This window comes from Variovorax sp. OV700 (assembly GCF_900099805.1).
Classification (GTDB): Bacteria; Pseudomonadota; Gammaproteobacteria; order Burkholderiales; family Burkholderiaceae_C; genus Variovorax.
In genome coordinates, this window is the sequence record NZ_FNDR01000005.1 from 216,149 (window position 1) to 234,363 (window position 18,215).

Consider the following 18,215-nt stretch of genomic DNA (forward strand, 5'->3'; position numbering starts at 1 on the left):
TGTAGTGGATCGCGGCGCCCTGGTCCGGTGGCCGGCGGGCGGACGGGCTCAGTGCACGGTCTCGGAGGAGAGCGGAAGTAACCTCTCGATACGCTCGCGCAGCGATTCGGCCCGTTCCGCCCCGGCGGTCTTTTCGACCTCCGAGAGCATCAGCGCGGCGATCGTCAGCATGGCGTCGCGGTCTCGGGCTTCTCGCAGTGCGTCGCGCATCTGCTGCGCGAACCGGGGGTCGCGCCGCACGAACATGCGTTCGCAGATGTCGAACAGGAACATGCGCGTGGTGGCCAGGGAGCGCTTGCCGTCAAAGTGGTCGGTGGACGTGGCGGCCTGAGACGGTTCGGCGACGCGGTTGATGTGCGCCGCGGGGGCGGAGGGCACCGCCGCTTGCGGATAGTGCAGGTAGCCGCGGCTCATCAATGCCTGCAATGCCTGCTCGGCTTCACCGCGGCTCGCAAACATCGGGCTGAAATCGGTCAGCGAACGCCGGCCGTCGGCCATCAGCAGCAATGCGCGTTCGCGCTGGCTGAGCGTGCGTTGCCCGCCTTGCAGTTCGTCGCGGGCCTTGTCGGTCTTGGTGGGAAACATGGCGCAACAGCTTTTCGGAAATCGAGGCATGAAGCATCGTTGCAGCCTGTGACATTTTTGTGAAACCTTTGCACTACATGCCAGCAAACAAAAAAAACGGGCAGCCGGCGAAGGCTGCCCGTCTCGTTGCTAGGCCGTTCCGGCTACTTGGCGTAGACCAGGTCGCGCAGTGCCAGAGATATCCACGGCACGTAGGTAATCACCATCAGGCAGGCCAGGATCACGAGCACGAAAGGCACCAGGTACGTCACGATCCGGTCGAGCGAAATTCGAGCCACCGTGCAGGCCGCGAACAGGTTCACGCCAAAGGGCGGAGTGATCATGCCGAGCGCGAGGTTCACCACCATGATGAGCCCGAAGTGCACCGGGTCGACACCGAAATGCACTGCCACCGGCGCCAGGATGGGCGCGAGCACGATGATGGCCGCGCTGGTCTCGATGAACATGCCGATGACGAACAGCGCAGCGTTCACGCCCAAAAGGAACATGGTCGGTGACTTCAGCACCTCTTGCAGCCAATGGCCGATGGCGTCGGGCACGCCCGCCCGCGTGATCAGGAAGGCGAACAGGCCCGCGTTGGCGATGATGAACATGATCACCGCCGACGACAGCACCGACTTGCGCAGGATGAGGTACAGATCTTTCGGCTTGATCTCGCGGTAGATCACCACGCCCACCACCAGCGCATAGAACACCGCCACCGCCGAGGCTTCGGTAGGCGTGAAGATGCCGCCGTAGATGCCGCCCAGAATGATCACGGGCATCAGCAGCGCCCAGCCGGCCTGCCACGTCGCCTTGCCGAAAGGCATGCGGCCGTCGCCGTCGTTCTTGCCCCAGCCCCTCCACTTGCAGTAGACCCAGACGAACAGCATCAGCGCCAGGCTGATGAGAATGCCGGGGCCGAAGCCCGCAATGAAGAGCTCGCCGATCGACACTTCGGCGCTCACGCCGTACAGGATCATCGGGATCGAGGGCGGGATGATCACGCCCAGCTCGGCGCTCGTGGCCTGCAGCGCTGCCGCGTATGCGGTGGGATAGCCGTGCTTGATGAGCGCCGGAATCAGAATGGCGCCAATGGCAAAGGTGGTTGCGACCGACGAGCCCGACACCGCCGCAAAGATCATGCAGGTGAGCACGCAGGTCATCGGCAGCCCGCCCTGCACGCCACCCACGATGCTCTTGGCAAATTCGACCAGCCGGCGCGAGATGCCGCCGGTTTCCATCAAGTTGCCGGCCAGGATGAAGAACGGAATCGCCGCCAGCGGAAACTTGTTGATCGAGTTGAACATCTCCTTCACGGAAATGAGCATGTTGACGTTGGCCACCTGAATGCCCAGGATCGACGCGAGTCCGATGGACACGGCCACCGAAACGGACAGTGCGAAACACAGCACCATCGTTGCAACCATCACGGGCGTCATGATGTAGCCCCCACGTTCGGCACTTCGTGTCCTCGCTGCCCCCCAAGGGGGCCGTTCGCTTGCTTGGGGCGGCCCGGCGCGGCGCTCATTGCGCGGTCTCCAGTTCGAGCCGCTTGGGATCGAGAAAATTACCAACGATGCCGAACAGGCAGAAGACAGCGCCGACCGGCAGCGCCAGGTAAGACCACATCATCGACAGGCTTTCGAGTCCGGCCATCGACTGCACGCGGCCGCGCATCGCATAGTCCCAACCCCACCACAGAATGACCAGCATCAGTGCCAGCGCTGCAATGCTCACTACGGCATCGAGCACGCGCTTGATGCTGGGTGGGCTCCAGCGATAAAGCACATCCACGCTCACCATGGCGCCCTGGCGAAAGGCCATCGGGATGCCGAGGAACACCATCCAGATCAGGCTCATGCGGATCAGGATTTCGCTCCACTCAGCGGGTTGTTCGAGCACGAACCGCGTGATGATCTGGAACACGCCCAACCCGGAGGCGATGACCAGCATCACGCAGGCGGCGATCATCGAGAAGCCGGTGGTCCAGCGCTCGATGCCGAGAAATTTTTCTTTCATCTGCACCTGTCTTCAAAACAAAAAAGCCCGCCAGACCGATCCGGGCGGGCGGGAGCGTGCCGTCGGGGCGACGGCAGCCGGTTTACTTGTAGTCGCGGATCTTGTCGAGATTGGCCTTGCCGAAGTCCTTTTCGAACTGCGCGTTCACCGGTGCCAGGGCCGCGACGAACTTGGTCTTGTCGACGTTGTCGATCACGGTCATGCCCTTGGCGCGCAGGTCGGCTACGCCCTTGGCATCGTCTTCGTCCACGCGGGCGCGGTTGGCCTTGGTGCCTTCTTTCGCGGCCTCGAGAAAGGCCTGCTTGTCGGCGGCGCTGAGCTTGTCGAACGACGCCTTGTTCATCAGGAAGATGCAGGGCGAGTAGACGTGGCCGGTGAGCGACAGGTGCTTTTGCACCTGGTCGAACTTGGCTGCGATGATGACCGACAGTGGGTTCTCCTGGCCATCGACCGTGCCCTGCTGCAAGGCGGTGAACACTTCGGGGAAGGCCATTGGCGTGGTGACGATGCCGAAGGTCTTGTAGGCCGCGATGTGCACCGGGTTTTCCATGGTGCGCATCTTCAGGCCCTTGAGGTCTTCGGGGCCCTTCACGTCGCGCTTGCTGTTGGTCATGTGGCGGAAGCCGTTCTCGGCCCAGGCCAGCGCCTTGAAGCCCTTGGCGTCGAACTTGGTCAACAGGTCCTGGCCGATCGGGCCGTCGAGCACGGCGCGTGCGTGCGCTTTGTCGCGGAACAGGAACGGCACGTCGAGGATCTTCGTCTCCGGTACGAAGTTCGGCACCGGGCCGGTGGAGGAGAGCGCCAGCTCCTGGGTGCCGAGCTGCACGGCCTCGATCGACTCGCGCTCACCGCCCAGCGCGCCGCTGTAGAAGGTCTGGACCTTGTAGCGGCCGCCGGTGCGCTTCTCGACTTCCTTGGCAAAGACGTCGATCGCGACGCCCTGGTGGGAGTTCTGCGCGGTCGAAATGCTGATCTTCATGGTGGTCTGCGCGAAGGCGGCGCAGGCCATGCCCATGCCCAGAACCAGGCCAGCGGCCAGTCGGGTCAATTTCATTGTGTTGTCTCCAGAGAAAAGAAGGCGCGAAGCAGACGCCAAAAAAGGCACCCCGCGGATAGCCGCTTGACTATGCCGTAACCGGAAGCTTCACGGCGTCGGGATTTTCACGGACGTAGTCGCGAATCACCGCTTCGAAATTGGCGTCCGCCGAGAGCCCCAAAGCTCTGGCACGCGCGGTTTCGATGCGGCCGGGCCAGGTTTTAACGATGCGCTGGATGGCCGGATCGGGCGTGCGGTCGAGCAGGTCGGTGGCGGCCTTGCCGGCCACGCGCTCGAGCGCGGCGGCCATTTCTCCCACCGTGGTGGAAAGCGAGGGCAGGTTGAGCGCCGTGCGCGGGCCCCATTCGGCGTCGCCGGCTTCCGCCGCGCGGAGAATGCCTTCGACGGTGCGAGCTGGCGACGCGATGGCCACGGGCGTTTCGTCGGGCACCGGGCAGGCGGCGCGAATGCCCGCGAGTGGCTCGCGGATCATCCCGCTGAAAAAACCGGATGCCGCGCCGTTGGGCCGACCGGGACGCACGCTCACCGTCATCAGCCGCACGCTGCGGCCACGGATGAAGCCTTTGCGCGTGTAGTCGGCCACCAGCTGCTCGCCGATGAATTTCTGGATGCCGTAGCTGGTCTGCGGCGTCGGAAGCGTGTGGTCTTCGATCACCGGAGGCAGCGGCTGCTCGGGTGAATCGCCGAACACCGCCAGCGAGCTGGCAAACACCACCATCGGCCGTGTGCCCACGGCGCGCGCCTTCTCGAGCAGGGCATGCGTGGCGGCAAAGTTGCTGTGCATGCCCAGGTCGAAGTCGGTCTCGCATTCGCCGCTGACCGCGGCGGCCAGATGGAAGATGGCGTCGGCTTCGCGCCAGAGCGCTGCATCGGGCGATGCCAGTTGTTCGTTCAGGTCGCCGAGTGCGCTGGCAATGCGCGTATCGGCGGCAAGATCGGCCGGCGGCAGGGCGCGGTCGACCAGCGTGATACGCGAGATGGCCCGGGGCGGCGCACCCGCGAGTGAAAGCTTCCCCTGTTTCAGCAGCGTGCGGGCAAGGCGTGCGCCCACAAAGCCGGCGCCGCCAGTGATGACGATCTGCATGTGTCTTGTCTCCTTCGGCAACGAGGATAGCGCAGCACGGCGCCCGGCTCAGGCGACACTCGCGGCTCGCGCACTCAAGGAGCCGGACGACCGGAAAACGATGAACCTGCGATTCGTTGAAGCCTTTCACTGGGCCGTGGCGCTCAAGAGCGTCACCCGTGCGGCCGAGAAGCTGCACATCACGCAGTCGGCGCTCTCCAGCCGCATTGCCGCGCTCGAGCGGGAGCTGGGCGTGCTGCTGCTCGACCGGCGCGACAAGCAGTTTCGCCTCACGGTGGCGGGGCAGCGCTTTCATGCCTTTGCGCAGAAGCTGCTCGAAATGCAGATGCACATCAAGGCCGAGATGGGTTCGGGCGCGGTGCGCGAGGCCGTGCTGCGCGTGGGTGCCATCGAGTCGGTGGTGCACAGCTGGCTCACGGGCTGGCTCAAGCACATGCAGGCGACGCATCCGGACTTCGAGCTGGAGCTCACCGTCGAAACCACGCCAGTGCTGGTCGACCAGCTGCAGCGAGGCAAGCAGGACCTGGTGTTTGCCGCGCTGCCGGCCGCTGGTGACGGCGTGCGCACGCGCGCTGTGCCGCCGATGCCCATGTGCTTCGTCGGCCACCGCGAGCTGCACCTGAAGCGGCGCTACCGCCTGCCGGACCTGCTCTCGCTCGACCTGCTGACCTTTCAGCGCGGTTCGCAGCCGCACGTGGCGCTGCTCGAACTTTTTCGCGAAGCCGGCAGCCCGCCGCCGCGCGTGCATGCGATCTCATCGATTTCAGCGATGGCGCAGCTGGTGGAGGCGGGCTTCGGCGTGGCCACGCTGCCGCGCGCGGTGGTCGAGCCACTGGCGCGGCGCCTGCCGCTGCGCGTGCTGCCCTGCGACGACACGCTGGAGCCCTTGCCCATCTACGCAAGCTACCGCGACGATCCTTCGTCCCCGTTGCCGGAGGCCGCGCTGGGCTCCGCCGTGGTGCATGCATCGCACCGCCCAGGGTCATCGAAAAAATCGATGAGCTGAGAAAGAAACTTTGCGTTGGCGTTCGTGAGCGCGGATTCCCACAATCCGGCGCATCACCCCACAGCGATGCATCGGGCATCGAAAACGCCAAATGTCGAACCGTCCATCCTTCGTAGAACAGCCCGGCGCAGGCAGCAGCGCGCTGGCCGTGCGCCAGGCCTGCCGCAGCGGTGCGCTCCACGCCCACACCAGCGGCCTTGCAAGCGCCCACGTGCAGGGCAATCTCGTGCTCCTGCCGCAGGCTCACGCCGCCGATTTCCTGCGCTTTTGCCAGGCCAACCCCAAGCCGTGCCCGCTGCTCGGCGTGTCGGAGGCCGGTGACCCGGCACTGCCGGCGCTTGGCGAGGACATCGACATCCGCACCGACCTGCCGCGCTACCGCGTGTGGCGTGACGGCATGCTGGTGGACGAGCCCACCGACGTTCGCGCGCTCTGGAGCGACGATCTGGTGAGCTTCGTCATCGGATGCTCGTTCACCTTCGAGCATGCGCTGATGGCCGAGGGCATCGTCCTGCGCCATGTCGAGCAGGGCCGCAACGTGGCGATGTACCGAACCTCGGTGGCCACCACGCCCGCCGGTCCTTTCCATGGGCCGATGGTGGTGTCGATGCGCCCGCTGCGCGCGGCCGATGCCATTCGCGCGGTGCAGATCACTTCGCGCTTTCCGGCCGTGCACGGCGCGCCGGTGCACATCGGCGATCCGGCGCTCATCGGCATCCGGTCGATCGCCGATCCCGACTACGGCGACGCGGTCGAGGTCATGCCTGACGAATTGCCCGTGTTCTGGGCCTGCGGCGTCACGCCCCAGGCCGCGCTGGCCGCCGCCAGGCTGCCGTTCGCCATCACGCATGCGCCGGGCTCGATGCTGGTGACCGACCTGCTGCACCACAGCCTGGCTGCGTTCTAGCCCGCCGTTTTTCCATCCCCATTTCAATACCTGGAGACAACCATGAAGACCACCATCGACGCCACGCAGGCGGGCGACGGCGCACAGGCCGAAGGAAGCTGGCTGCGCACGCTCAATCCCAACGAGAAGCGCACGCTCACCGCATCGTTCAGCGGCTATGCGGTCGACGCCTTCGACTACTACACGCTGCCGCTGGTCACGCCCATTCTGCTGTCGCTGTGGGGCATGAGCAAGACAGAGGTGGGGCTGATCGGCACCGCCACGCTGGTGGCGTCCGCCTTTGGTGGTTGGATAGCGGGCATCCTGGCCGACAGGTATGGCCGCGTGCGCATCCTGCAGCTCACCATCCTGGTGTTCGCGATCTTCACCTTTGCCTGCGGGCTGGCGCAAACGCCGGGGCAGTTGATGGTCGCCCGAACGCTGCAGGGCCTGGGCTTCGGCGGCGAATGGGCCGTGGGCTCGGTGCTCATCGCCGAGATGATCCGGCCAGCTTATCGAGGCAAGGCGGTGGGCCTGGTCCAGAGCAGTTGGGCCGTAGGGTGGGGGGCGGCGGTGCTGGTGTCGATGGCGCTGTTCTCCTTCCTGCCGCCGGAATATTCGTGGCGCGTGATGTTCATGCTCGGGCTTCTTCCGGCGCTGCTGATCGTCTTCATCCGCCGCTCCATCCGCGACCCGGAGATCTATGTGCAAAGCCGCGCTGCCGTTGAACGCGGCGAGCGCAGCGGCAACTTTCTTGCGATCTTCAAGCCCGGCATGTTGCGCACCACGGTGCTCGCGAGCCTGCTGTTCACGGGCATGCAAGGCGGCTACTACGCCATCGGCGTCTGGCTGCCGACCTTCCTGAAGAACGAACGCCATCTCACGGTGCTGGGCTCGGGCGGCTACCAGTTCATGTTCATCGTCGGGGCCTTCGTCGGCTACCTGTGCGGCGCCTACCTGTCGGACCGCCTCGGCCGCCGCCGTGCGTTCATGCTCTTTGCCGTGGGCGCCGGATCGCTGGTCTACGCCTACACGCTGCTGCCCATCACCGACGGACTGATGCTGCTGCTCGGCTTTCCGCTCGGCTTCTTCATGTCGGGCATCTTCAGCGGCGCGGGCGCTTTCCTCGCGGAGCTTTTTCCCAACGAACTGCGCGGTTCCGGACAGGGCTTTTGCTACAACTTCGGGCGCGGCATCGGCGCCACCTTTCCAGCGCTGGTCGGGGTGCTGAGCGACCGCATGCATCTTCCGCTGGGCACCGCCATCGGCGTGTGCGCGGCGGTGGCCTATGCGATGGTGGTGGTGGTTGCGCTCTGTCTTCCAGAGACGCGTGGACGCGACCTGCGCCAGAACTGATCCGAGCGGGAACGAGCGAAAACGAGCGCTCGTACCGTCGCAAGGAAATTCTCATGAAATTGCTATTGATTGCTGCCTTGTTCGCAGCGACGGTGACGCACGCCCAGACGCGCTGGCAACTGGCGACCGGCTACCGCGCCGAGTCCTTCCACACGCAGAACATCGTGTGGTTCGCAGGAGAGGTGGAACGGACCACAGCGGGTGCGCTGCGCATCGAGGTGCGGCCGAACAACACGCTGTACAAGCTGGGTGACATCCGCCAGGCGGTGCAGGCAGGCCAGGTGCAGGCGGGTGAGACCATCATGAGCAGCCTGGTCGAGGCGATTCCGATCGCCGGGGCCGATGCCATCCCCTTCGTGGTGGGCAACTATGCCGATGCGAAGCGACTGTGGGACCTGCAGCGCCCGCTGATCGACAAGCACTTTGCAGCGCAAGGCCTGAAAGCGCTGTACGCCGTTCCCTGGCCGCCGCAGGGGTTGTACACGGTCGCGCCAATGCGATCGGCGTCCGACTTCAAGGGTATGCGCATGCGCACCTACAACCAGGCCACCGTGCGCATCGCCGAGATGCTGGGCGCCACGCCCGTGGATGTGCCGATGGTGGACGTCAAAAAGGCATTGGCCGGCGGCCAGCTGGACAGCATGATCACCTCGGCCGTGACCGGTGTGGAGAACCAGGTCTGGAGCCAGTTCCGGCATTACCACGAGATCAATGCCTGGTTTCCGAAGAACATCGTGTTCGTCAACCTGCAGGCGTTCGATGCACTGCAGCCCGCCGTCAAGCAGGCGGTGCTGAACGCCGCCGGTGAGGCCGAGCTGCGTGGCTGGGCCATGAGCCAGGACGAGGCCGCCGGCTCCACCCGCAAGCTCAAGGCCGAGGGCATGCAGGTCGACCGCATTGCGCCCGGCTTCGAAGCCGAGCTCAAGCGGCTGGGCGAGCGATTCTCCCGCGAATGGGTGCGCTCGGTCGGGAATGAAGCCAACCTCATCTTCGTACCGTATTACTTCCAACGTTAGTTGCCATCCCAGTGCCTTGCCCGGCCGGCCCGGACAAGGAGGCATTCATTCAACACCACAAGCTGAAACACCATGCAAGACAACATCTCCCCCCCGCGCTGGCAGTTCTGGATCGACCGCGGAGGCACATTCACCGACCTGGTCGGCCGCGATCCTGAGGGCAGGCTGCACACGCTCAAGCTGCTGTCCGAGAACCCCGAGCAATACAAGGACGCCGCCGTAGAGGGCATCCGCCGCCTGCTGAACCTAAAGCCCGGCGAACCCGTCGCGCCCGAGCGCGTCGAGTGCGTGAAGATGGGCACCACGGTGGCCACCAACGCGCTGCTGGAGCGCAAGGGCGAGCCCACGGTGCTGGTCACCACGGCGGGCTTTCGCGATGCGCTGCGCATTGCCACGCAGGCGCGGCCGCGGCTGTTCGACCGCCGCATCGTGCTGCCCGAGCTGCTCTATGAGCGCGTGATCGAGGCCGGCGAGCGCATGGACGCGCAAGGCGGCGTCGTGCAGCCGCTGGACGAGGGCGCCTTGCGCACCGCGCTGCAAGAAGCCTTCGATGCCGGCCTGCGCGCCTGTGCCATCGTCTTCATGCACGGCTGGCGCTACACCGCGCACGAACTCGCGGCCGAGCGCATTGCGCGCGCCATCGGCTTCACGCAGGTGTCGGTGTCGCACAAGACCAGCCCGCTCATGAAGCTGGTGCCGCGCGGCGACACCACGGTGGTCGATGCCTACCTGAGCCCGATTCTGCGGCGCTACGTGGAACAGGTGTCGCGGCAGATGCCGGGCGTGCCGCTGTTCTTCATGCAGAGCTCGGGTGGGCTCACGCAGGCCGACCGCTTCCAGGGCAAGGACGCGATTCTTTCCGGCCCGGCGGGCGGTATCGTCGGCATGGTGCGCACCGCGCTCGACGCCGGCCATGCGCGCGTGATCGGATTCGACATGGGCGGCACCTCCACCGACGTGTCGCATTACGCCGGCGAGTTCGAGCGTTCGTTCGAGACCCAGGTGGCCGGCGTGCGCATGCGCGCGCCGATGATGAGTATTCACACCGTGGCCGCGGGCGGCGGCTCGGTCATCGCGTTCGACGGCGCGCGGCTGCGCGTGGGGCCCGAGTCGGCGGGCGCCAACCCGGGGCCGGCCAGCTACCGCCGTGGCGGTCCGCTCACCACCACCGATGCGAACGTGCTGCTCGGCAAGATCCAGCCTTCGCACTTTCCACGTGTGTTCGGGGCGAACGCCGATGAGCCGCTCGACCTGGCAGCGGCACGGAGCGGCTTCGATGCCATGGCGCGCCGCATGTCCGAAGCGACAAGCCGACGCGTGAGCGCGGAAGAAGTGGCGAGCGGGGCGCTGCGCATCGCAGTCGCCAGCATGGCCAATGCCATCAAGCGCATTTCGGTGGCGCGCGGCTACGACGTCACGCAGTACACGCTGCAGTGCTTCGGCGGCGCGGGCGGCCAGCACGCGTGCCTGGTGGCCGATGCGCTGGGCATGGGCAGCATCTACCTGCATCCGCTGGCGGGCGTGCTCTCCGCCTTCGGCATGGGTCTGGCCGACCAGCTCGCGATGCGCGAGCTGGCGCTCGAGCGCAAGCTCGACGCAGAAGGGTTGGCCGCGGCACGCGAGGCCGCCGGCATGCTCGCCGCGCAGGCGAAGGGCGAGCTGCGCGAGCAGGGCGTGGCGGATGCGGTCATCGCCTTGGTGCACCGCGTGCAGCTTCGCTACGAAGGCACCGACACCGCACTGGCCTGCACGCTGCCCATGGCGGGCACGATCAACGAGGCCATTGCCGCGATGCGCGACGAATTCGAAACCGGCTACCGACGCCGCTTCGCCTTCCTGATGGCCGAGCGCGCACTTGTGATCGAGGCGGTGACGGTCGAAGCCGTGGGGGCCGGCGAGCGTGGCGCGCCACCGGCCGCGCAGGCCGACGTTTCCCTTAGTTCACCCGAGCCGCTGGCGGCCGTGCGGATGTACTGCGAGGCCGACGAGAAAGCCGCCGGCTGGCGCGACGCCGCGCTGTTCGACGAGGCGGCCCTCACGCCCGGCGCGACCATCGACGGCCCCGCCATCCTCGCGGGCCGCAATGCCACCACGGTGATCGAGCCCGGCTGGCAGGCGCGCGCCACCGCTGCCGGCATCGAGCTGCACCGGGTGCGCCCGCGTGTGGCCACGCAGGCCATGGGCACCAGCGCAGACCCGGTGATGCTGGAGGTGTTCAACAACCTCTTCATGAACATCGCCGAGCAGATGGGGCTGCGGCTGCAGAACACGGCCTATTCGGTCAACATCAAGGAGCGGCTCGACTTTTCTTGCGCGCTGTTTGACGTGCAAGGCAACCTCATCGCCAATGCGCCGCACATGCCGGTGCACCTGGGTTCGATGAGCGAGTCGATCAAGACCGTGATCGACGGCAATCCCGGCATGAAGCCCGGCGACGTCTTCGTGCTGAACGACCCCTACCACGGCGGTACGCACCTGCCCGACATCACGGTGGTGACGCCGGTGTACCTGGACGCGGGCGATGCGCGGCCTTCGTTCTACGTGGCTTCGCGCGGCCACCACGCCGACGTGGGCGGCATCACGCCGGGCTCGATGCCGCCGTTCTCCAGCTCCATCGGCGACGAAGGCGTGCTGATCGACAACTTCAAGCTGGTGGAGGGCGGTCGATTGCGCGAGGCCGAGCTGCGCGCGCTGCTGGGGAGCGGGGCGCATCCGTCGCGCAACATAGAGCAGAACCTGGCCGACCTGCGTGCGCAGATTGCCGCCAACGAGAAGGGCGTGCAGGAGCTGCAGGCCATGGTCGCGCAGTTCGGCCGCGAGACCGTGGCCGCCTACATGGGCCACGTGCAGGACAACGCCGAGGAGTCGGTGCGCCGCGTCATCACGGCGCTGAAGAATGGCGAGTTCACGCTGCCGCTGGACAACGGCGCACAGATTCGCGTGCGGGTCACGGTCGATGCGGTCGCGCGCTCGGCCACGGTGGATTTCACCGGCACCAGCGCGCAATTGGCCAACAACTTCAATGCGCCGCGCGCCATCACGATGGCGGCCGTGCTGTACGTGTTCCGCACGCTGGTGGACGACGACATTCCGCTCAACGCGGGCTGCCTGAAACCCATCGAGGTGATCGTGCCGAATGGCTGCATGCTCAACCCGCTGCCGCCGGCCGCGGTGGTGGCGGGCAACGTCGAAACGTCGAGCTGCGTGACCAATGCGCTCTATGGCGCGCTGGGCGTGATGGCTGCCAGCCAGTGCACGATGAACAACTTCACCTTCGGCGACGGCGAGCACCAGTACTACGAGACCATCTCGGGCGGCTCTGGCGCCGGCCCCGGTTTCGACGGCACGAGCGTGGTGCAGACGCACATGACCAATTCGCGCCTGACCGACCCCGAGGTGCTCGAATTCCGCTACCCGGTGCGGCTCGATAGCTATCGTCTGCGCACAGGTTCGGGCGGGGCAGGGCGCTGGCGAGGCGGCGACGGCGGCGTGCGGCGTGTTCGCTTCCTGGCGCCGATGACGGCGTCCATCCTCAGCAACGGCCGGCTCTACGGTGCGTTCGGCGGAGCAGGTGGCGAGGCCGGTGCAGTGGGGATCAACCGCGTTGAGCGGTCTGACGGCACGGTGGAATCGTTGGAGCACATCGGGCAAGTGCAGATGGCACCGGGGGACGTGTTCGTGATCGAGACGCCTGGTGGAGGCGGGTGGGGCGAAGGCGCGGTCTGAAGTTTGCGCTCTGTGTTCAGGGCGGCGCTCCCGCCGACGGGGTACCTTTCTCCGCGAATGTCCCCCGGCCTGCGGCCTCCTCCTTTATTTCGCTGCGCAAGGCACCCCATCGACGGGATCGTTGTTCAGAGCGGTGGTTGATCGAGCGGAACAACCGCAGCGCCCAGTGGGCGCAGGGCGCCGGGTACTCCCCGCAGCGAAATAAAGGAGGAGGCGAAGCCGGGGGACATTCGCGGAGGGGAGTACCCGGTGGCCTGTGCACGCGCCCTGAACAAGAGCCCTGAACAAGAGCACAGACCGCGAATTACATCCCCACGTAGTTAGGCCCGCCGCCCCCTTCAGGCGTAACCCACACGATGTTCTGCGTCGGGTCCTTGATGTCGCAAGTCTTGCAGTGCACGCAGTTCTGCGCGTTGATCTGCAGGCGCTGTTTGCCGTCGTCGGTGCCTACGAACTCGTACACACCGGCCGGGCAGTAGCGGCTTTCAGGGCCCGCGAACTTCGACAGGTTGATGTTCACCGGCACCGACGCATCCTTGAGCGTCAGGTGTGCCGGCTGCTGTTCCTCGTGGTTGGTGTTGCTGATGAACACGCTAGAGAGGCGGTCGAAGGTGAGCTTGCCGTCCGGCTTCGGATAGACGATGGGCTTGCACTCCGCCGCGGGCTTGAGGTACAGGTGGTCGGGCTTGTGGCGGTGCAGCGTCCATGGAATGTGGCCCTTGAGCAGCCACTGCTCGATGCCGTTCATGAAGGTGGCAACGCCCAGGCCCTTCTTGAACCAGGCCTTGAAGTTGCGTGCCTTGTTCAGTTCCGTGTAGAGCCAGCTCTTCTCGAAGGCGGCCGGGTAGGCCGTGAGCTCGTCGTGCTGGCGGCCGGCCTGCACGGCGTCGTACGCGGCTTCGGCGGCCAGCATGCCGGTCTTGATGGCGGCGTGGCTGCCCTTGATGCGGCTCACGTTGAGATAGCCGGCCTCGCAGCCGACCAGCGCGCCGCCCGGGAACACAGTCTTGGGCAGCGACATCAGGCCGCCGGCCGTGATGGCGCGCGCGCCGTAGCCGATGCGCTTGGCCGGCTTGATGCCTTTGGCCTCGTCGCCTTCCAGGTACCAGCGGATGTTGGGGTGCAGCTTCCAGCGCTGCATTTCCTCGAACGGGCTCAGGTACGGGTTGCTGTAGTCCAGACCGGTGATGAAGCCCATGGAGATCTTGTTGTCTTCCATGTGATAGAGGAAGGCGCCGCCGTAGGTGTCGCTCTTCATCGGCCAGCCTGCGGTGTGCAGCACGAAGCCGGGCTGGTGCCGCTTGGGGTCGATTTCCCACACTTCCTTCACGCCAAGGCCGTAGGTCTGCGGGTCCTTGCCTTCGTCCAGCTTGAACCTGGCGATCAGCTGGCGGCCCAGGTGGCCGCGCGCGCCTTCGGCGAACACGGTGTACTTGCCCAGGAGCTCCATGCCGAGCTGGAAGTTCTCGGTGGGTTCGCCGTCCTTGCCCACGCCCAGGTTGCCGGTGGCAACGCCGCGCACCGAGCCGTTCTCGTTGTAGAGCACTTCGGCCGCCGGGAAGCCGGGGAAGATCTCCACGCCCAGGTTCTCGGCCTGCTGCGCCAGCCACTTGGTGAAGTCGCTCAGGCTGACGATGTAGTTGCCGTGGTTCTGGAAGCAGGCCGGCAAAAAGGCATTGGGCGTGCGCAGGCCCGACTTCTCGCCGAGGAACACCATCGCGTCGTCGGTGACGGGCTGGTTCAGCGGGGCGCCCTGTTCCTTCCAGTCGGGCAGCAGCTCGTTGAGGGCGCGCGGGTCCATGATGGCGCCCGAGAGAATGTGCGCGCCGGGCTCGGAGCCCTTCTCGAGCACCACGACCGAGATTTCCTTTTCGTGGTGGGCGGCCAGCTGCTTGAGCCGGATGGCGGTCGAGAGGCCGGCCGGGCCGCCGCCGACGACCACCACGTCATATTCCATGGATTCGCGGGGGCCGAACTGGGCGAGGATTTCGTCGTGGGTCATGTGGGTCTCGTCGATAATGATTTGAGGCTCGGACGCTTCGAGGGCGCGAAACATTTTATGTGGAGTGCGGGACGTCGCCTCGGCGACTCCGCAACGGCTCAACAGGACCCTCTTTTCATGGCTTACAGCATCGACCTTTCGGGCCGCGTGGCCTTTGTCACCGGCGCTTCCAGCGGCCTGGGCGCGCAGTTTGCCAAGACGCTGGCGCGCGCTGGTGCGGCGGTGGTGCTGGCAAGCCGCCGGGTCGAGAAACTCAAGGAGCTGCGCGCGCGCATCGAGGGCGAGAGCGGAGACGCCCACGTGGTCGAGCTCGACGTGACCGACATCGGCAGCATCAGGGCCGCCGTGGCGCGCGCCGAAACCGAAGTGGGCCCCATCGACATCCTGGTCAACAACTCGGGCGTGAGCACCACCCAGCGCCTGCAGGACGTGACCCCCGACGACTACGACTACATCTTCGACACCAACGTGAAGGGCTCGTTCTTCGTCGCGCAGGAGGTGGGCAAGCGCATGCTGGCGCGCGCCGACGGCTCGGCGCCGGGCACCTACATCGGCGGACGCATCATCAACATCGCCTCGGTGGCGGCGCTCAAGGTCATGCCGCAGATCGGCACCTATTGCATGAGCAAGGCCGCGGTGGTGCAGATGACCAAGGCCATGGCGCTCGAGTGGGGCCGCTTCGGCATCAACGTGAACGCGCTGTGCCCCGGCTACATCACGACCGAACTCAACGAGGACCACTGGCTTTCCGAAGGGGGCGCCAAGCTCGTGAACATGCTGCCGCGCAAGCGCGTGGGCAAGCCCGAAGACCTCGACGGCCTGATCGTGCTGCTGGCCAGCGGGCAGAGCCACTTCGTGAACGGCGCGGTGATTGCCGCGGACGACGGGTTCGCGCTTTGATCCTTCCATCTCACCAGATCCGCCGATGAGAATCGAAATCCCCGAAAAGAAGAAGCTCGTGTACGAAATGTCCATCCCCATCCGCTGGGGCGACATGGATGCCATGGGCCACCTCAACAACGGCACCTACTTTCGCTACCTGGAAACCGCGCGCATCGACTGGATGCACTCCATCGGCTTCGAGCCCGAGCCGGGCGGCGAGGGCATGGTGATCGTCAATGCCTTCTGCAATTTCTACCGCCAGATCGAATACCCGGGCGACGTGCTGCTCAAGATGTACGTGAGCGACCCGGGCCGCACCACCTTCGAGAGCTGGGCCACCATGGCGCGCGTCGATGCGCCCGACGTGGTCTGCGCGGCGGGTGGAGCGACCACGATCTGGGTCGATTTTCCGAAGCAGAAGGCGCTGGCCCTGCCCGACTGGCTGCGCACGCTGGTGAGCGACTGAGTTGCCGCGCCTGTGACCGGACGCGCCGTCCTCAGGCCGGCCGCAGCACGATGCGTGCCTCGAACCCGCTGGCGGCGCCCGCCGGCGGCGAGGCGAGTTCGAGCTTCGCGTTGTGCTTCTCGACGATGGTGCCCACGATCGACAGGCCCAGCCCGTAACCCGCACGGTCGGAGCTGTGCCGCACGTGGCGCTGCTGCAGCGTGGCGAGCTGTTCCGCGCTGACGCCCGGGCCGAAGTCGCGCACCGCGAGCGTGCAGGGCGCCATCACCTCGATCACCACGCGGCCGCTGCCGCTGTAGCGAAGCGCGTTTTCCACCAGGTTGCGCAGCGCAATGGCCAGCGCGTCGACGTCGCCCGAGGCGGCGGGCGCCACGGTGTCAGGCACCTTGAGTGCCAGGCGTTCGCTGATCTGTGGGTCTTTCCAGAATTCCTGCACCACCGCGCCTGCAAGCTGGACCAGGTTGACCCGTGAGCGCGCAAGCGACGCGCCGGATTCGGCGCGCGAGAGCTGGAGCAGCTTCTCGGTGCGGTGGCTGAGTATCTGCAGCGCATCGAGCGCGGCCTGGACATCGTTGCGCTGCAGGTCGTGCTCGAGCGCGGTCTGCAGCCGCAGCCGCGCAGCGGCCAGGGGCGTTCGCAGCTCGTGGGCCGCGTTGGCCGCCAGCGCGCGCTCGACGTCGAGCGACTGCGACAGGCGCTCCAGCAGGCTGTTGACGTGGTCGCCCACCGAGCGCAGTTCCCGCGGCAGGCCGGGCAGGGTGATGGGCCGCAGGTCGGAGCCGCTGCGCTTTTCGATCTCGCCCGCAAGCTGCTGCAGCACGCGCAGCTCGGTGCGCGCCACGTTGCGCAGCACCAGCGCCAGCAGCGGCAGCACGGCGCCCAGCGGAATGATCAGGCCGTAGAGCGTGCGGTTCAGCGCCGTGCGACGCTCGTCGAGCGGATCGGCCACCTGGAAGTAGAGGCCTCGCGTGGGGTGCCGCACGGTATAGATGCGCCAGGTCTGGTTGTTCGCAAAGCCCGCTGCCAGCGGAACGTCGAAAGCATCGTTGGGTGACTCGGCCGAGCGCAGCAGCACATGCTCGTGGATGTCCACGATCTGGTAGTTCACGGCGTCTTCCGAGAACAGCTGCTTGGGCGCGACCATCGGCATGGTGGCTGGGGTGTTCCCCTGCTGCAGCTTGTCGAGTTCCTGCACCGCCATGTCGAACATGCGGTGCGACACCTCGACCAGTTCGTTGTCGAAGTTGTGGTTGATCTCGCGGTCCACATACCAGACCACGGCCAGCACGCACAGCATCCACACGCCGCCCACCCAGACGATCAGCGTGCGAGTCAGGCGGCCGGCCAGCGTGTCGGGGCCGGTGGGGGGGAGAATTGCGTTCATTCGTCGTCGTCTGCCGAAGTCGACAGGCGATAGCCGAGGCCGCGCAGTGTCTGGATATGGCTCTTGCCGAGCTTGCGCCGCAACCGGCTGATGAACACCTCGAGCGTGTTGCTGTCGGCCTCGTCGCCGAAGCCGTAGAGCGCATCGGCGAGGTTCTCGCGGGTGTGGATGCGTTCGGGCCGCGTGGCCATGACGCGCAGCAGCGCCCATTCCTTCTGGGTCAGGACGACGGGATTCCCGTCCTTGCGGACCCGGTCTTGAGCCAGATCGATCTCCAGCGTGCCGAGGTGGAGCACCGGCGAACTGCCGGCGCTGCGCCGCCGCTCGACCGCGCGCAGCCGCGCCAGCAGCTCGGCTGGATCGTAGGGCTTGATGAGGTAGTCGTCGGCGCCGGCATCGAGCCCGCGGATGCGGTCGGTGACCTGGTCGCGCGCGGTCAGCACGATGACGATGGGCGGCTCCCGCAGCGCGCGCACCTGCGGCAGCAGCGAAAGGCCGTCGCCGTCGCCCAGGTGCAGGTCGAGCAGCACGGCGGCGTATTGCACCGAATGCAGGGCGCCCCGGGCCTCGGCGAGGCTGGACGCCACATCGACCACGAAAGCCTTCGCAATCAGGTAGCTGCAAACGGCGTCTGCCAACGCACTGTCATCTTCGACGAGCAATATGCGCACGCGAGGTCACTCTTTCTTTCAAAAAACCGAGTCTAGCGCCGACCGCCGGGCGGACCGGGAGCACGTCAGCTTTCGTTCAGACTGCTTCAGGAT

At 66.3% G+C, this 18,215-nt stretch carries 15 protein-coding genes; 7 read left to right on the forward strand and 8 right to left on the reverse strand.

Annotation, left to right across the window (positions count from 1 at the left end; translation table 11 throughout):
* Positions 1 to 48: 48 nt before the first annotated feature.
* From BLR24_RS13850 to denD, 5 genes are all read right to left on the reverse strand, one after another.
* Positions 49 to 585, reverse strand: a complete 537-nt coding sequence (locus BLR24_RS13850) for a hypothetical protein (RefSeq protein WP_175543268.1) — start codon at positions 583 to 585, stop codon at positions 49 to 51.
* A gap of 143 nt (positions 586 to 728) precedes the next feature.
* Complete coding sequence (locus BLR24_RS13855; RefSeq protein ID WP_093017727.1) at positions 729 to 2,006, reverse strand: TRAP transporter large permease; 1,278 nt, start codon at positions 2,004 to 2,006, stop codon at positions 729 to 731.
* An 85-nt stretch (positions 2,007 to 2,091) separates the two neighbouring features.
* The gene (locus BLR24_RS13860) at positions 2,092 to 2,586 is read right to left on the reverse strand and encodes a TRAP transporter small permease (RefSeq protein ID WP_093017729.1); all 495 of its coding nucleotides are present in this window, start codon (positions 2,584 to 2,586) and stop codon (positions 2,092 to 2,094) included.
* 82 nt (positions 2,587 to 2,668) lie between these two features.
* Entirely contained in the window at positions 2,669 to 3,640 is a 972-nt protein-coding gene (locus BLR24_RS13865; RefSeq protein ID WP_093017731.1) for a TRAP transporter substrate-binding protein, read from the reverse strand.
* A gap of 70 nt (positions 3,641 to 3,710) precedes the next feature.
* The gene (gene denD / locus BLR24_RS13870; protein ID WP_093017733.1) at positions 3,711 to 4,727 is read right to left on the reverse strand and encodes a D-erythronate dehydrogenase; all 1,017 of its coding nucleotides are present in this window, start codon (positions 4,725 to 4,727) and stop codon (positions 3,711 to 3,713) included.
* A gap of 100 nt (positions 4,728 to 4,827) precedes the next feature.
* Between denD and BLR24_RS13875 the strand changes: the two genes are divergently transcribed.
* The 5 genes from BLR24_RS13875 to BLR24_RS13895 all read left to right on the forward strand — a co-directional run bounded on the left by BLR24_RS13875 (position 4,828) and on the right by BLR24_RS13895 (position 12,717).
* The gene (locus tag BLR24_RS13875) at positions 4,828 to 5,733 is read left to right on the forward strand and encodes a LysR family transcriptional regulator (RefSeq protein WP_093017735.1); all 906 of its coding nucleotides are present in this window, start codon (positions 4,828 to 4,830) and stop codon (positions 5,731 to 5,733) included.
* 91 nt (positions 5,734 to 5,824) lie between these two features.
* Positions 5,825 to 6,640, forward strand: coding sequence for a putative hydro-lyase (locus tag BLR24_RS13880; RefSeq protein WP_093017737.1), 816 nt, complete (start codon positions 5,825 to 5,827; stop codon positions 6,638 to 6,640).
* Between the two features lie 42 nt (positions 6,641 to 6,682).
* Positions 6,683 to 7,975 (forward strand): MFS transporter, encoded by a 1,293-nt coding sequence (locus tag BLR24_RS13885; protein WP_093017739.1) that lies wholly within the window; start codon positions 6,683 to 6,685, stop codon positions 7,973 to 7,975.
* A 53-nt stretch (positions 7,976 to 8,028) separates the two neighbouring features.
* A complete protein-coding gene (locus tag BLR24_RS13890) occupies positions 8,029 to 8,991 on the forward strand; it encodes a TRAP transporter substrate-binding protein (protein ID WP_093017741.1) in 963 nt (320 codons plus the stop codon).
* A 72-nt stretch (positions 8,992 to 9,063) separates the two neighbouring features.
* Positions 9,064 to 12,717, forward strand: a complete 3,654-nt coding sequence (locus BLR24_RS13895; RefSeq protein ID WP_093017743.1) for a hydantoinase B/oxoprolinase family protein — start codon at positions 9,064 to 9,066, stop codon at positions 12,715 to 12,717.
* A 304-nt stretch (positions 12,718 to 13,021) separates the two neighbouring features.
* Here BLR24_RS13895 and BLR24_RS13900 read toward each other — a convergent pair whose 3' ends face one another.
* On the reverse strand, positions 13,022 to 14,719 hold the full coding sequence (locus BLR24_RS13900) for an electron transfer flavoprotein-ubiquinone oxidoreductase (RefSeq protein ID WP_093017745.1): 1,698 nt from the start codon (positions 14,717 to 14,719) through the stop codon (positions 13,022 to 13,024).
* A gap of 117 nt (positions 14,720 to 14,836) precedes the next feature.
* On the opposite strand from BLR24_RS13900, the gene BLR24_RS13905 reads away from it, so the two are divergent.
* Both BLR24_RS13905 and BLR24_RS13910 read left to right on the forward strand, forming a co-directional pair.
* On the forward strand, positions 14,837 to 15,619 hold the full coding sequence (locus BLR24_RS13905) for an SDR family oxidoreductase (RefSeq protein WP_093017747.1): 783 nt from the start codon (positions 14,837 to 14,839) through the stop codon (positions 15,617 to 15,619).
* A 25-nt stretch (positions 15,620 to 15,644) separates the two neighbouring features.
* Positions 15,645 to 16,067 carry an acyl-CoA thioesterase gene (locus BLR24_RS13910; RefSeq protein WP_093017749.1) on the forward strand — a complete coding sequence of 141 codons (423 nt, stop codon included), beginning with the start codon at positions 15,645 to 15,647 and terminating at the stop codon, positions 16,065 to 16,067.
* 31 nt (positions 16,068 to 16,098) lie between these two features.
* On the opposite strand, the gene BLR24_RS13915 is transcribed toward BLR24_RS13910, so the two are convergent.
* Positions 16,099 to 17,451, reverse strand: coding sequence for a sensor histidine kinase (locus BLR24_RS13915; protein ID WP_093017751.1), 1,353 nt, complete (start codon positions 17,449 to 17,451; stop codon positions 16,099 to 16,101).
* Positions 17,448 to 18,122: a response regulator gene (locus BLR24_RS13920; protein WP_093017753.1), complete on the reverse strand. Its 675-nt coding sequence runs from the start codon at positions 18,120 to 18,122 to the stop codon at positions 17,448 to 17,450. The genes BLR24_RS13915 and BLR24_RS13920 overlap by 4 nt, the downstream gene beginning before the upstream one ends.
* Positions 18,123 to 18,215: the final 93 nt, after the last annotated feature.

Excerpts from the sequence above, each read along its gene's own strand:
- BLR24_RS13890 (WP_093017741.1), top strand. The coding sequence starts at position 8,029 with ATGAAATTGCTATTGATTGCTGCCTTGTTCGCAGCGACGGTGACGCAC.
- BLR24_RS13895 (WP_093017743.1), top strand. The coding sequence starts at position 9,064 with ATGCAAGACAACATCTCCCCCCCGCGCTGGCAGTTCTGGATCGACCGC.
- BLR24_RS13860 (WP_093017729.1), bottom strand. The coding sequence starts at position 2,586 with ATGAAAGAAAAATTTCTCGGCATCGAGCGCTGGACCACCGGCTTCTCG.
- BLR24_RS13865 (WP_093017731.1), bottom strand. The coding sequence starts at position 3,640 with ATGAAATTGACCCGACTGGCCGCTGGCCTGGTTCTGGGCATGGGCATG.
- BLR24_RS13905 (WP_093017747.1), top strand. The coding sequence starts at position 14,837 with ATGGCTTACAGCATCGACCTTTCGGGCCGCGTGGCCTTTGTCACCGGC.
- BLR24_RS13855 (WP_093017727.1), bottom strand. The coding sequence starts at position 2,006 with ATGACGCCCGTGATGGTTGCAACGATGGTGCTGTGTTTCGCACTGTCC.
- BLR24_RS13885 (WP_093017739.1), top strand. The coding sequence starts at position 6,683 with ATGAAGACCACCATCGACGCCACGCAGGCGGGCGACGGCGCACAGGCC.
- BLR24_RS13900 (WP_093017745.1), bottom strand. The coding sequence starts at position 14,719 with ATGACCCACGACGAAATCCTCGCCCAGTTCGGCCCCCGCGAATCCATG.
- denD (WP_093017733.1), bottom strand. The coding sequence starts at position 4,727 with ATGCAGATCGTCATCACTGGCGGCGCCGGCTTTGTGGGCGCACGCCTT.
- BLR24_RS13875 (WP_093017735.1), top strand. The coding sequence starts at position 4,828 with ATGAACCTGCGATTCGTTGAAGCCTTTCACTGGGCCGTGGCGCTCAAG.
- BLR24_RS13880 (WP_093017737.1), top strand. The coding sequence starts at position 5,825 with ATGTCGAACCGTCCATCCTTCGTAGAACAGCCCGGCGCAGGCAGCAGC.
- BLR24_RS13850 (WP_175543268.1), bottom strand. The coding sequence starts at position 585 with ATGTTTCCCACCAAGACCGACAAGGCCCGCGACGAACTGCAAGGCGGG.
- BLR24_RS13910 (WP_093017749.1), top strand. The coding sequence starts at position 15,645 with ATGAGAATCGAAATCCCCGAAAAGAAGAAGCTCGTGTACGAAATGTCC.
- BLR24_RS13915 (WP_093017751.1), bottom strand. The coding sequence starts at position 17,451 with ATGAACGCAATTCTCCCCCCCACCGGCCCCGACACGCTGGCCGGCCGC.